The organism is Rossellomorea vietnamensis (genome assembly GCF_008180615.1).
In the GTDB taxonomy this organism is placed as follows: domain Bacteria; phylum Bacillota; class Bacilli; order Bacillales; family Bacillaceae_B; genus Rossellomorea; species Rossellomorea vietnamensis_D.
In genome coordinates, this window is the sequence record NZ_VTEH01000014.1 from 1 (window position 1) to 12,739 (window position 12,739).

A 12,739-nucleotide genomic window follows, 5' to 3' on the forward strand; every position below is an offset into this window, starting at 1 on the left:
AGGAGGAGAATGAGATCCTAAAAAAGGCCATGCACATCTTCACCAAAAAAACCGAGTAAAGTTTGAGTTCATTGAAGCCCATAGAGATGAACATACGGTAGTGAAGATGTGTGATGTATTAAATGTATCCTCCAGCGGCTTCTATAAATGGCTGGAAAGACAGGCTATGGGCGAGACAGAAAGAGAGAAACGTAAGAAGGAACTCCTTCAGAAAATTAGTAAGTCCTATCATGAAAGCCTGGGGACTTATGGAAGCCCTAGAGTCCATGATGATTTAATTGAGTGGAACTATACGGTTTCCTTGAAAACAGTTGCACGTTATATGCAGGAACTTGGGCTGAGAGCCATTCCGGAAACAAAGTTTGTGGTCACAACGGATTCTAATCACTCGCTCCCTCTATATCCAAACGTGGTGAATCGACAATTTACTGTCGACACCCCAAACAAAGTGTGGGTTGCCGATATAACGTATGTCTGGACACTTGAAGGCTGGCTTTATCTAGCTTCAATTATGGATTTGTTTTCAAGAAAAATTGTGGGCTGGAGCCTAGGAAATACAATGAAAAAGGAACTAACCTTAGATGCTTTAAAAATGGCGTTTGATTCAAGGAAACCTGGCGAAGAACTCATCCATCATTCCGACCGTGGATCCCAGTATTGTTCAAATGATTACATTGATTGTTTAAAGGAAAGAGACATTCAGATAAGCATGAGCCGGAAGGGAGATCCATACGATAATGCCTGTATTGAATCCTTCCACGCCACGATTAAGAAAGAGCTAATCTATCGTTTCCGTTTTGAGACAAGAGAACAGGCTGCCAAGGCCATTAATTTCTATATATCAGCTCGTTATAATGAGAAGCGAAAACATTCGACATTAGGCTATCTTTCGCCTAACACCTTTGAAAGAAAATACCAACTGGACTCTTTGAAAAATATCTCATAAATGTACCATTTGCCTGAGGAATGAATGATTCGATTTTGAATCACTCATTCCTCAGGCCCAGCAAACGAAGTGCGGTAGCAAAGTCAGTTACAAAATACCTTTTTAAATTGTCCATTTTCTTGACAGAAGTCCAAGAAAGGTCCTTTTAACGGTCAGAAGTTCAGATAAGGTGATAAATAGAGGAAGAATATTCCCTTATTGATTGAATAGCGTTAAAAATTTCTTAAATAGAGGAAAAAACTTCCCTTAACAGCCTGAAAAGGTAGAAAAAAGGTGTTTTTATATGGTATAAGGGAAAACACTTCCCTTATTCAACAGCCTAATGAGTTTAAATCGTAATTAACGGAATAAAGTTCCTTTATTTTTTTCCGCTAGCTGCTCGATCAGAGGCATGACTTTAATTTTCACTTTTTGTAAAGGCTCTTTTAAAAGATTATTCCTTTTAAATGCTATTCTATCTTCATCCGCATGTTACCGGAGAAGGAGCGGAAATCCATTACTTTTAAATCAGCAGCAATCCTTGCTGTAATAACCTTTTTATCATAAAGCCCAATAAATAGCGGCTCATGTCCGGATCTAGTGAAAATAAGTATCCAGGCTGTATAAGGAAGTAAATCTCTTTTCAGAGGAATTATCGGTACGTAAACACTTTAGGGCCGTCTCCTATGTTTGCTTTAAGTATATTCTTTAAAAAACTTTCGGGTGATACTACTCCACGTGTCTCTCTACATCGTCCTAAGAGAAACTTCTTGCAAAAGAATGAACCAAGCTGTCTTCTCTCCCTTTCAAAGACTGTTTTTGCATCTATTGTTTCTTTCAAACATTTTCCCGGCTCTAATAGGAATGAGTAACCTGCTTACTAGGTTATTTCCGCCCAGTTATGGTTTTCAAAAATTTATTTGAATAGCAACAAAGTTTACACCAACGCAGCAGTTTGAAGAGTGTGTTCCAAAAGTACAGTTCACTCCTCAGCAGGAAAACCTGCCAATATGTAAAAAGCCCATCTCCTTGCAAGGAAATGAGCCTTCTATCAACCCTGGATGTCCCTCCGGCGGTATCCTGCAAATCCTGCTGCAGCTAGAATAACAGCCAGAATTGTTAGAAGGAAGACCTTCAGAAAATTCATTTCTTCAATCGGAAGTTCAGGTATGTGGGCAAACGGTGAAATATTTGCGACCCATTCATCAAATTGGAACAATCCGCCAAGGTAAACGACAAAGAACGAATAGCCCAAATACAGCCAGGCAAGACCTGTCAATTTTGGCGCGAAGCCGACCAGCAGGACTGCAATGGTGATGAAGATCCACATCGCTGGAAGATACACCATCCCAGCCTGCAGGAAAGTACTGAATTCAATACTGTTTTCCAACGTTGCATTTGCTGCTGCTCCAAGGGCGAGGGAGGCGGCACCTTGCATGACGATAGTAACAATAAAGGAAAGAAAGAGGTAGCTGCCAATCAAGCGGGTCCTTGAAACAGCTCGTGCCAGCAGGTGTTCGGTACGTTGAGCTTTTTCTTCCCCTTTTAATTTCAAAACCGTCATCAGAGCTGGTACTGTGCTGATCATTGCGACTATAGACATGATTTTGGCCAGGAATTGTTCTGTTAGTGAAAACCCATCTGCCGAGGGCAGGAGCTTCTGCATCATTTCAATTTCACTGAAGAAAGATTCCAAATCTCCAAATATCGAACCGTAGGATGCCCCTATTAACAGCATCCCGACTGTCCACGAAATCAGGCCAGTGCGCTGAAGACGTGCTGCCAGCCCAAATGGACTCAGCAATAAAGAAGATGCAAATCGCTTTCCGGGACGAGCAGGAAGAAATCCTGATCCTAAATCCCTTATGGAATTCAAGTAAATAGATATTAAAATCAATGCTCCAGATACAACCGCTGTCATGATGACCGGCCACCAATAATTATTGACATATACTTCTGAGCCCAGCACCCATCCCAGAGGGGAAAACCATGACAGGGTTTCGCCGCTGACATCTCCAATTGCACGAATTAAATAGGCGGCACCTAATACCGTGAAGGAATATCCGATTGTTCCCCTTGAAGTCTCAGATAACTGTGCAAACACAGCTGTAATTCCTGTGAAGAAAAGTCCGGTTACCCCAAGAGCTGCACCATATAGAAGAGAGCCGTTCAAATCCATACTCTCTATTTGAAGGGCATATAATCCCAAACCAGTAACAATAGCTAACATAAAATTGGTAAGAATCAAAGAAAAGTGAGCCGCCCCCAAGTTTGCCATCCGCCCGGCAGGCAGGGCCCTGATCATTTCAATTCGTCCGTCTTCTTCTTCAGCCCTCGTGTGCCGGGCAGTTAAAAGGATGCTCATCACAGCCACGACCATCGCTGTAAAAAGAAGCATCTCATGAGCAAACATCGCTCCATACGTATAATTGTCAATGCCATATGCTTTCCCAAGCATAGCGGTCATGGAGGGATTCATCATTGTTTCCGCAATCGCCTCTCTGCTCTCCTTAGTTGGATACAACCCTTTGAAGGATTGAGCCGTCATAAAGGACAACAAGGATAGTGATAGAATCCAAACTGGAATTCTTATCCGGTCTTGTCTCAGGATGAATCGAAACAGCATTTCGGTATTTTTCAAAGGAAGACCTTTCATTACATTCCACCTCCATCTCCTGTGTCAGATGATTTTGCAGAAGTATCGTAATGACGCATGAACAAGTCTTCAAGCGCAGGCGGAGCACTTTCCAGCCGTGTTACCCCAAAGCCGCTGACATACTGGATGACTTCTGACAGTCTTTCTGAGTCGACTTGAAGAGAAAGTTCAGCTCCATTTTGTTTAAGATTGTGTACCCCTTTTAACTCATTTAATGAAATAACCGGTTCCCTGGTTTCAACAATCAAGTTGGTGCGAGTCAAATGTCTGAGTTCCTTCAAAGACCCTGTTTCAATGATTTCTCCCTGTCTGATAATTCCTACTCTGTCACACAGTTTTTCAACTTCTGACAGGATATGACTGGATAGGAGCACACTTTTACCCTCTGCCTTCACTCCAGCCACACAATCCTGAAACACTCTCTCCATTAATGGATCGAGGCCTGATGTAGGTTCATCCAGAATATAAAGATCTGCACCTGAAGCGAAGGCGGCAGCAAGCGCTACTTTCTGCCGGTTCCCTTTGGAATACGTTCTGCATTTTTTTGTTGGATCAAGATTGAACCTCTCGATCATTTCTTCCCTCTTATTCTTATTTGCGGCTCCTCTTAATTTCATGAATAAATCAATCACTTCACCGCCGGTAAGATTGGGCCAGAGATTTACATCGCCGGGCACATACGCAATTCGTTTGTGAATCTCCACCGCATTCTTCCAGGCATCCAATCCGAATATAGCTGCTTCTCCCTTTGTCGCTTTTAACGCTCCCAGCAGAATGCGGATAGTGGTGGACTTGCCAGCTCCATTAGGACCGATGAATCCATAAACCTCTCCTTGATTTACTTCTATATTCACACCATTCAACGCCGTGAATTTACCAAATGTTTTGGTTAAATTGGTTGTTTCTAAAACGGCCATTCCCCATACCTCCCTTTTTTCAATGCCTATTTATAGAATGATTTCTTCAGGACTTTCAAGTACTCTTCCATTTCCAGAATGGTTTCCTCTATTCCTATCTCCTTTAAGCCCATCCCTTTCACTTTTGCCTGCGTCTTGTTTGAAAAGCCTTCCAATGACCAGGTGATAATATCTTTCGCTTTTTCAACATCTATCCCTTCTCTGAATTTGCTGGTATCGATGTCCCCCATCATTTCTTTGTAATTATTGCTGAGAAATTCATTCTTTCTCTTTTCCAATTCCAGATGAATGACAGGATCTTCTTCAAAAAAGATGCCATTAAAATAATCGAACACATGAGGATACTGATGGAACATTTTAATTTTGACTGATGACATTTCCATATGCCGGTCAAAAATATCCTTAATCTCCCAATCCACTTCTCTTTTCATTTTATCAATAAGCATTTGAACAAAATGATCGAATAGAAATAAATAAAGATCTTTTTTATTATTGAAATAATGGAAAATCAACCCTTTTGAGATCTTTGCTTCTTTCACAATTTCATTGGTAGAAGCATTTTTAAAGCCTTTTTGAGCAAATTCTTTTAATGCTGCATTCAAGATTCTGTCTTGCTTCTCTTGTTCAAGACTGAAAAATTTCTCATCCATATGTTCACCTCCACTGGGTCAAAATTCAAGTTGACCAACCCGGTCAATATCATCATACATCCGTTGACCAAACTGGTCAATAAGATTTTTTATTTTGTAACTTTAACTGCTAAACAAAAAAACAACCCGCATAGAGTTGTTCTTTAAAGCTATTTCTACTGCTTATCTATGAATTATAAGACCTTAACCATCCTCCTCATTAACCTCAACTATCCCGGTACGCTGAAAGAAAAGGGCAGTTCTCCTTGTGCATCTATAAAATCAAGTTTTCTTCCCTGCAGATCTCTCGGAAAGTTTTTTCCGATCAGCTGCGGTCGGCGGTTCTTCAAGCCAGCCATTGCTTATCATCATGGTTAGACCTTCATCCGCATACTTTCCAACTCCTGCTGTTAGAGAAATGAATTGGGCATGGATATCATGCCGAAGAATTTTAGATAAGGCCGCTCCATAATTCATAATTCCAGTCGCACTGGCCATTGAAGCGTGTGTAAGCATCAATCTATCAGAGAATGGGGAGCTGGTTGAATCGGTTACCTGGTCATCCAGGACACGGGGACTTGGAAGGTCTTCCCTCAAGAGAAAGGTACTTAGTTCTCTGATTTGCTTGTCTGCCAATTGAGAGCCTTCCCTGAAGAAATTACGCAGTTTTTCAGATGAGGCAACCTGGCTGAATCCCAGCATAAGGGCTTTTCCAAGCGCGTTCGTGTAGATATTCTTCTGCAAATGCTTGATCTCCAATGCGAGCAGAGGCCTGCTTTTACCCATGACGATTGAAATGAACGACTCCTTTTCGACAAAGTCCACTTTTTGCGGATATGGGATTTCAGGAGAAGTAATATCAAATCCTTTTGCCATCAACAAAGCAATACCTTTTTTATAGACTTCCTTTGTATCTTTCAAACACATCTCGAAATAAGTGATCACATCATGACGATAAGATGTACCTAAAGCAGAACCGTAAGCAGCGAAGGCTGCCCTGGCCATCTCTGTAGTATAAAATACCATGAATATATCACTGAAAAGCCTGGGAGATCCCATTCTGATGTCCTGGTCTCCAAACGCTGAAGGTATAGGGATTCCTTCCTGCTTGAAGATAACCTTGATTTGGTGAAGGTGCTTTTGGGAAATGGATTGTGACATTGAAATAAAATTTCTTATTTCATCGTCTTCGATTATGTCCAGAAAATAATTAAAAACACAATTATATACCGAATCTCCTTGATAATTGGCAAACAATTCGCCTAGCTCAGAAGATACCAGCTTCTTATTCTGCTGGTGTTCCCTTATGATTCTATCTATGGTTTCTTCAGTTCCATTTCCCATCAGGTCTCCTCCTGATTCGCTTCAGATGTGATTATGCTATTTTTGACAGCAAAAATAGAGTTTATTTCAAGCTTTCTTCGTACGTACACATGCTATCGGAAACTTCCATTAGGATGCTTTTTCCTGAGCACTTAACATTTTCTCTCGTCCAAGGGGAGCAGTTATTATCTTCCGTTATTTCACAGTGCATCCAGCTAGTTGTCCTTATTCGGCATCCCGGGCGGATAGTAATATGGCGGCACTTTGAGCCATCCCCGTTTTCTCATCAATGTTTTTAACGTGGTTCCAAAATTCGTCCATTCTGTATAAAAACCAAACCACATAAGCCCTATATCATTCCTGACAGCATCTGCCTGGCCCTTCGCGCATGTAAGCATACATGTGACCAACTTAAAGGCTATTCCATTTGTAATTTCATCATCGGTTAACTTCACTCCCATTGGAATGGAATTAGGCTGTGATTCTGGTTTTGATGAGGTGACGTCCGGCAAAGGAATTCCTTCTGTTTTCAGGAAACTGCTCATCTTCTCTACTTGTGATTCACATAGTCCTATAATATCTGTAAGCATCTCTCTTACTTCATCATCTACTGTGGTGTTCAGCCCGATTTCTTCATAACGGATAAACTCTTCCAACAAAGTGATATATTTCCAGCAATCTCCTGCTTCAATGATATGTAACGGGGCCTTAGGTTCATCTTGGTTATCAACCATGGTTTTAATTGTATTCCATACTGCTTCAAACGGGTTTGCCAATGAATACACCTCCTACTCCTTATTGTTTCTAATTAATTGAAAAAAATGTAAATGTTTTTGAATTCTACCTAGTAAATGTATGTAAAGTTCTCTATCAGGAAAAAATAAATTTAACAGGAGGGATACGATGACATCGATTTTCGATTCAATGAAAGAGTTTATTCAAATGAACCTGGATGATGAACCTAAAAATCCCCTGCATGTCGGTGAAGTAATGAGCTGCTGGATGTATATGGCGCTCATGGATGAAGCTGCAATTTACATCCAGATAGGCCTCAACTCTACCATTGATGATGAAGTAAGAACCATGTTGGTCAAAAGCCTTAAACAATGTGAAGCTCAAGGACAGCGCGTTAAGGAGTTCATGAAACAGGAAGGGGTGCATTTGCCCAGAACCAGTGAACCGAGGCCTGACTCGGATCCGAACAGCGTTCCTTTGGGAGTAAAGATGACAGACGATGAAATCATGAATGGAGTAAGCCTGAAGACAGTAGCGGCAGTCATGCATTGTGCAGCTGCAGCGAGCCAGTCCATCCGTAATGATGTCGGCTTGTTATTCACACAATGCATGCTGGAAAAGATGAAGTATGGCACAGAATTAAAAGGTGTAATGAGAAGCAAGGGCTGGATTAAAGTGCCTCCTTATTACTATCCTCCAGGAATGCCCAAAGAGAAATAAGGAAGAAAAATCCACACTGGGTTTTTCTTTTTTCTTTGGCTTCTTTCTGTATGCTAAATTCATGAATTTAGTTTAATTTCCTAATCATGTAAACAAAACCATCAGTTTAAACTGGTGGTTTGCTCTGCGGCTGGAAGCCTTCCTTACCAGCTTCGGGCTGAAAGGCCCAATGAATTATTTTCTTTGTCTATTTATTCCGTCTGAAAAAACGTTGAGAAATAAGCGGAGAAATTCCGCTTATTTAAGTTTCAGCGCGAAAAACAGCTAGAATAAGCGAAGAAATTCCGCTTATCTGTATAAAAGAGGTAAAAATGGTTCGTTTCGCTGTCCTTAAGCGGAAAAATTCCGCTTATATATCCCAAATCACATACAATTCTGAAGCTTAACCGGAAAAACTCCGCTTATTTTAGGCTTTAGTAATGCCCATCAGCAAGGATACCTCCCCCTCCTGCTGGAATGGCATGATGTGAAAGGGAACCGGCGGCTTATTCAATAGAAGGCGGGTATTCTATACCACGCTATAAGCTCTCTGGCCCCCACGGCATGGGCACGGGTTTTCAAGACAATTTAAAAAAGGAGTCTCTCCGTTTTGGAAAGACTCCTTCGGGCAGAATGATCAGCCGCCCATTTTTCTGCGCGTGACGCTCGCTTTTTTAGACTGCTGGCTCTTCATACGCTGATTACCGGCAAACCCGCCGCTTTGTTGTTTGCCATTTCCTTGTGCTTGTTTCTTTCTCTCAAGCTGCTGTTTCATAGCTTCTTGTAAGCTGACTTTCTTTTGATCCTGCTGTGTATTTTCGTTTTGGTTCATTTCATTTGTCATTATGCTTTTCTCCTTCACACGTAATGCATGTGTATAGTTATTACGTACACATCCATTATAATACAACCATCTGAATAAAACACCTTATATTTCACTACACCGCTTCTTCTCCTTACAGGGGACAGTCCCCTGTTACTTCAGCGCAGCAGAGTGATAGCTGATTGCTATACTTCAGATAGATGCCCGATCTGGTTGTATTCTTTAAGATTCCACTTATTATCCTGGAAGTGGATAGTATTGATGCAGGCGTTAACGAGGCGGGTTTCGCCATAGACAAATTCTCCGGGAGAAAGCTCAGCAAGCAGGAGTCCGATCAAAGCTCCATGTGCGACCAGCAGGACATTTTTATCTGGAAACCTTTGCTGAATTTCTTCCACTCCTCTTATTGCCCGATCTACCACTTCTTCTCTGGATTCCTGCCCAGGGCTTCCTCCATTAGGATACTTTCTACGGCTTTCTTCAATTAATAAGCCTTCAGCTTCACCAAAATATCTTTCAGCGAACTCTTCCATCTCCAGTAATGGAAGCTGCAATCTCTCATTAATGATCTCGGCTGTTCTTTTAGCCCTTTTCAAAGGAGAAGTGATTATTACATCCCACTCTTCGTTATGAAGATATTCTCTTGCATCTGCAGCCTGCCGTTCACCTGTCTCATTTAAGTCAATGTCAGTCCTTCCCTGCAATCTTCTTTCCTTGTTCCAATCTGTCTGGCCATGACGTACAATACAAATCTTTGTCATTCCTTCTCCCCCCCGTTGGTATTTCTGCTTTATAGAATACTTAACTTTCACATAGTACACTATCAAAATATATAAATTTTTTGAAGACCTGACCCTGCTCTATCGAAGACCTTATAAGGGTTTCCCCAACAGTCATAATGTGTGTTCTGCCCTCCATTTACTAATCTCTCCTGCCTCTCAATGATCTCATTGTACCTCAATGGCGGAATTTGATAGACACAAGATACTAGTCCACTATTTTTTTTATTATTCACATATAAATATAGTAATATATGAAAATTTGCTAGATTTTCTTTTCATATAAAACTAATTCATAAGGAGTGAAAGATTTATGTCTAAAAAATATTCCTTCCCTGGACACAGTAAAAAGAAACACTGTCAAAAAGCTAAGGTCAAGGATGTTTCCTGCCAAGCCGATTCTTATAATGTACCCGGGGGAACGTATGTCCCTGTCATTTTGGCCTATGTTAATCTGGAAACGGACATTGCTTCGCATGTGACATTGCCTTCTCCGGCTAAAGAAATTAAATCCATCAAGAAAAATGTATCACTTAAGCAATGTGAAGTATTGAAACATCCCGGTGCACGAGGAAAAGCGAAAATCTTTGTTAAAGGAACCATCCACAAGAATATTCAATATGTAGAATCCTGCAATGGATATTTAAGGGATTACAGTGTGGATGTTCCTTTCACTTGCATAGATGAAATATTCATACCTGGAGCTGACAGGGAATTAAAAAGTCAAAAGAGTTCTCTTACGCATGAATATAAATACTCTTCAAAAAATAAGCTTGGCGGAGACCCGCACAAATCCGGTTCTTATACACACGAATATTTCAATGAGCCTATTGAGTGTGTGTTGAAGTCTGCTGACATTATGGAAATCGACCTTTACAAGGATTATAAACATGGCCGATTTACCAATTTAACAGAAAGAATGGAAGTCAATCTATGGTTGATGCTTGTTCAAAATCAAGAGCGATTTGCTTATCATGATGAAGATGCGCCTGACTGCCCCCTTTTAGAAGATGAGGTGGAGGAAATGGAAGAACCCTCCTCAGAAAGAAAACCATCGAAAACGATTCTGGATCTTATACAAGAAAGAATCGATAGAATGAATAGTTAATTAAATGGGTGTCTATATTATAGACACCCTGTTTTATAGTACCAATGAAACCAATTGTTTCTGGACTGCTTCTATTGAAACTTTTGCTGTTCCTTGGACACCCAGCCGTGTCTTCCCTTCTTTCCCCTTTTGAAGTTCATCATGCCAGATTATGTTAAATGACCGACAATCAATTGTTATGGGCTGAGCCAATTTTTCTTCCCATACTCTGTGAGTGGAGGGGAAATGATCCTCTTTTTCTCTGAAATCATACTCGCCTTTGTTTGAATAAGAGAATTCAGGAGGAGATTTCCAATCAATCGTAACCGTTTTATTCAGAGGTATGAGCATTTTCAGTGATTGAAGGCTTCCATCCCTCTCTGAAACAAAATCAACATTTGCGGAAAGAATCAGTTCAAGAAAAACTTTATTGGAAGGAAGAAGAGCACACCCTTTAAAGCTTTTTACACTCCATTCAACTTTTGAAACGGAGGATAGCGGGCGCATAAGGGTAAAACTGTTAAATAGATCAATCTCCACTTCTTCTTGAATCAGAAGGACTGGAAGTATTACCTGTAATGGTTTACTTGGCAGCACATCTTCTGCTAATGGGCATTCTTTCTCTTCAGGGTGTTTTTCTGCTTGAATAGGGCTGTCACTATGAACAGTGGGTTTTTCCTCTTCTTCTCTTTTATCCTGCATTTCACAATCAATATGTTCTTCATCTTCTTCCGGGAGATCATCTTCTTTCAATTTTTCTATTACCGGTGAATCAATTAGACTAATTTCTTTTTCAAAAAGGAATTCATCATCATCTACTGGCACCGGAATAACTTCATCTTTTCTGCTATAATTCTCCGCCTTATGCTCTTCTTCCTTGTCAACCTTCTTCTGCAATTGTTTTGAAACGATTGGAGGCGGCGGCAGGATAAGGGGACCGCCAGTTTTTTTCTGGATTTTCTGTTGAGGTTTTACCTCGGTGTCTTCCCTGTTAACTTCTTTGCTGTAAAATGCACTCGGGTATACCTGGTCTTGCCCAAGTCCTTTTCTATTTCTTCTTAAGAAATGGGGCATCACTATATTTTCCTTGGATTCCAACATTTTCACCTCCTTCAACTAATTTGAAGCCTTCACTTTTTTCTGCCGCACTGACAGCAAAATCAAAATCTATATATTTTAAAAATGGAATAGGGATTACACTATGATCTAGTATAACCCCTGGCACATTTATTCTTAGTAGTGGTCATCCTCATCACAATCATGACGGTGGTGATGGTCATCATTCGTCGTGGAAGCCACACGTATTTGCTGGTCTTGGATGACTCTAAGGGTGAAATCCAGCACCATTTTTTCTTCGATTGTTCTAAAAACTCCTTCTGCCAGCGGAGCATCTTTTCCAATCATCTTTCTATCGATTGCTTCATCCCACTCGATGATTTTGCTTGAAACCAGCTCACAATATGGAAGTTCGTTGTAGTATTGCGTGCTGGATTGATGAAACTGTGATAAATCGCTTGATAATAATTCATCTTTTTCCGGGAATCCAGATGGAAGGGATTGAGATACGAAGAAATCAAACTCTTCCCTGGAATTCATTTGCGGCTGTACCGGAGAAGAAAGATAACGTTCGATCTCTGTGACCAATTGAAATGGAATGTCTACTGTATAAGAATGCAGGTCGGATGCAATTGATTTACTTGTTGCATGCTCGATGTCACCTGAAGGGCTGGCATATTGGATGTTTTTACGCACAAATCCGCTGACAAACAGCTTATTGGATGGAAGAAGGAGACGGCATTGCGTGATTTTTACCCTTTTCTTTACATCTTTGATCTCCAGCACTGGCTCAGGAAATGTAATTTTTGCTGTCATATCCGCAGTTAAAGCAAGTTCAGCCAGGACGACAGGCACCTTTGTAACCAATTTACCAATATTCACATTCGGATGATGATGTTTAGGTTTGCAGTAGCTTTCATTATTCTCTTTGTATGAATCAGACATTTATAGTCCTCCTTAAAAATCAAGATAATTCACATTATGTTGTGCATTCGTCTATGTATAGGCATGCGCCCATGGGCAAGTTGGAAATTTTTAGACGATTGTCATGACAGCAAAATGTTGAAGATTTGGATGAGCCAGGAAATATCATGAAGATGGCATTGAACA

General features: G+C 40.7%; 11 protein-coding genes and 1 pseudogene. 3 read left to right on the forward strand and 9 right to left on the reverse strand.

All coding sequences use genetic code 11. The features are described from left to right. Positions 1-34: 34 nt before the first annotated feature. A pseudogene (locus FZC79_RS15915) lies at positions 35-946 on the forward strand (IS3 family transposase); the annotation flags it as partial. Between the two features lie 1,030 nt (positions 947-1,976). On the opposite strand, the gene FZC79_RS15920 reads toward FZC79_RS15915, so the two are convergent. The 5 genes from FZC79_RS15920 to FZC79_RS15940 form a co-directional block, all read right to left on the reverse strand. Next, complete coding sequence (locus tag FZC79_RS15920; protein WP_148947763.1) at positions 1,977-3,581, reverse strand: ABC transporter permease; 1,605 nt, start codon at positions 3,579-3,581, stop codon at positions 1,977-1,979. Then, positions 3,581-4,498: an ABC transporter ATP-binding protein gene (locus FZC79_RS15925; protein ID WP_148947764.1), complete on the reverse strand. Its 918-nt coding sequence runs from the start codon at positions 4,496-4,498 to the stop codon at positions 3,581-3,583. The genes FZC79_RS15920 and FZC79_RS15925 overlap by 1 nt, the downstream gene beginning before the upstream one ends. A gap of 26 nt (positions 4,499-4,524) precedes the next feature. Continuing rightward, positions 4,525-5,148, reverse strand: a complete 624-nt coding sequence (locus FZC79_RS15930; RefSeq protein WP_148947765.1) for a TetR/AcrR family transcriptional regulator — start codon at positions 5,146-5,148, stop codon at positions 4,525-4,527. 261 nt (positions 5,149-5,409) lie between these two features. After that, complete coding sequence (locus FZC79_RS15935) at positions 5,410-6,471, reverse strand: DUF3231 family protein (protein WP_148947766.1); 1,062 nt, start codon at positions 6,469-6,471, stop codon at positions 5,410-5,412. A 194-nt stretch (positions 6,472-6,665) separates the two neighbouring features. Next, positions 6,666-7,226: a DUF3231 family protein gene (locus tag FZC79_RS15940; RefSeq protein ID WP_148947767.1), complete on the reverse strand. Its 561-nt coding sequence runs from the start codon at positions 7,224-7,226 to the stop codon at positions 6,666-6,668. 127 nt (positions 7,227-7,353) lie between these two features. Here FZC79_RS15940 and FZC79_RS15945 point away from each other — a divergent pair, with 127 nt between their 5' ends. Next, positions 7,354-7,905 (forward strand): DUF3231 family protein, encoded by a 552-nt coding sequence (locus tag FZC79_RS15945; RefSeq protein ID WP_148947768.1) that lies wholly within the window; start codon positions 7,354-7,356, stop codon positions 7,903-7,905. Positions 7,906-8,521: 616 nt separating this feature from the next. On the opposite strand, the gene FZC79_RS15955 is transcribed toward FZC79_RS15945, so the two are convergent. Both FZC79_RS15955 and FZC79_RS15960 read right to left on the reverse strand, forming a co-directional pair. Next, positions 8,522-8,728 carry a hypothetical protein gene (locus FZC79_RS15955; protein ID WP_252183361.1) on the reverse strand — a complete coding sequence of 69 codons (207 nt, stop codon included), beginning with the start codon at positions 8,726-8,728 and terminating at the stop codon, positions 8,522-8,524. Positions 8,729-8,892: 164 nt separating this feature from the next. Next, positions 8,893-9,468 (reverse strand): histidine phosphatase family protein, encoded by a 576-nt coding sequence (locus FZC79_RS15960; RefSeq protein ID WP_148947769.1) that lies wholly within the window; start codon positions 9,466-9,468, stop codon positions 8,893-8,895. A gap of 331 nt (positions 9,469-9,799) precedes the next feature. On the opposite strand from FZC79_RS15960, the gene FZC79_RS15965 reads away from it, so the two are divergent. Further along, positions 9,800-10,594: a CsxC family protein gene (locus tag FZC79_RS15965; protein ID WP_148947770.1), complete on the forward strand. Its 795-nt coding sequence runs from the start codon at positions 9,800-9,802 to the stop codon at positions 10,592-10,594. Positions 10,595-10,627: 33 nt separating this feature from the next. Here the strand turns inward: FZC79_RS15965 and FZC79_RS15970 are convergent, their stop codons facing one another. Next, positions 10,628-11,674, reverse strand: a complete 1,047-nt coding sequence (locus FZC79_RS15970; protein WP_148947771.1) for a hypothetical protein — start codon at positions 11,672-11,674, stop codon at positions 10,628-10,630. Between the two features lie 132 nt (positions 11,675-11,806). After that, positions 11,807-12,574, reverse strand: a complete 768-nt coding sequence (locus FZC79_RS15975) for a CsxC family protein (RefSeq protein ID WP_148947772.1) — start codon at positions 12,572-12,574, stop codon at positions 11,807-11,809. Between the last annotated feature and the right edge of the window lie 165 nt (positions 12,575-12,739).

Excerpts from the sequence above, each read along its gene's own strand:
- FZC79_RS15970 (WP_148947771.1), bottom strand. The coding sequence starts at position 11,674 with ATGTTGGAATCCAAGGAAAATATAGTGATGCCCCATTTCTTAAGAAGA.
- FZC79_RS15925 (WP_148947764.1), bottom strand. The coding sequence starts at position 4,498 with ATGGCCGTTTTAGAAACAACCAATTTAACCAAAACATTTGGTAAATTC.
- FZC79_RS15975 (WP_148947772.1), bottom strand. The coding sequence starts at position 12,574 with ATGTCTGATTCATACAAAGAGAATAATGAAAGCTACTGCAAACCTAAA.
- FZC79_RS15960 (WP_148947769.1), bottom strand. The coding sequence starts at position 9,468 with ATGACAAAGATTTGTATTGTACGTCATGGCCAGACAGATTGGAACAAG.
- FZC79_RS15935 (WP_148947766.1), bottom strand. The coding sequence starts at position 6,471 with ATGGGAAATGGAACTGAAGAAACCATAGATAGAATCATAAGGGAACAC.
- FZC79_RS15920 (WP_148947763.1), bottom strand. The coding sequence starts at position 3,581 with ATGAAAGGTCTTCCTTTGAAAAATACCGAAATGCTGTTTCGATTCATC.
- FZC79_RS15965 (WP_148947770.1), top strand. The coding sequence starts at position 9,800 with ATGTCTAAAAAATATTCCTTCCCTGGACACAGTAAAAAGAAACACTGT.
- FZC79_RS15930 (WP_148947765.1), bottom strand. The coding sequence starts at position 5,148 with ATGGATGAGAAATTTTTCAGTCTTGAACAAGAGAAGCAAGACAGAATC.
- FZC79_RS15945 (WP_148947768.1), top strand. The coding sequence starts at position 7,354 with ATGACATCGATTTTCGATTCAATGAAAGAGTTTATTCAAATGAACCTG.
- FZC79_RS15955 (WP_252183361.1), bottom strand. The coding sequence starts at position 8,728 with ATGACAAATGAAATGAACCAAAACGAAAATACACAGCAGGATCAAAAG.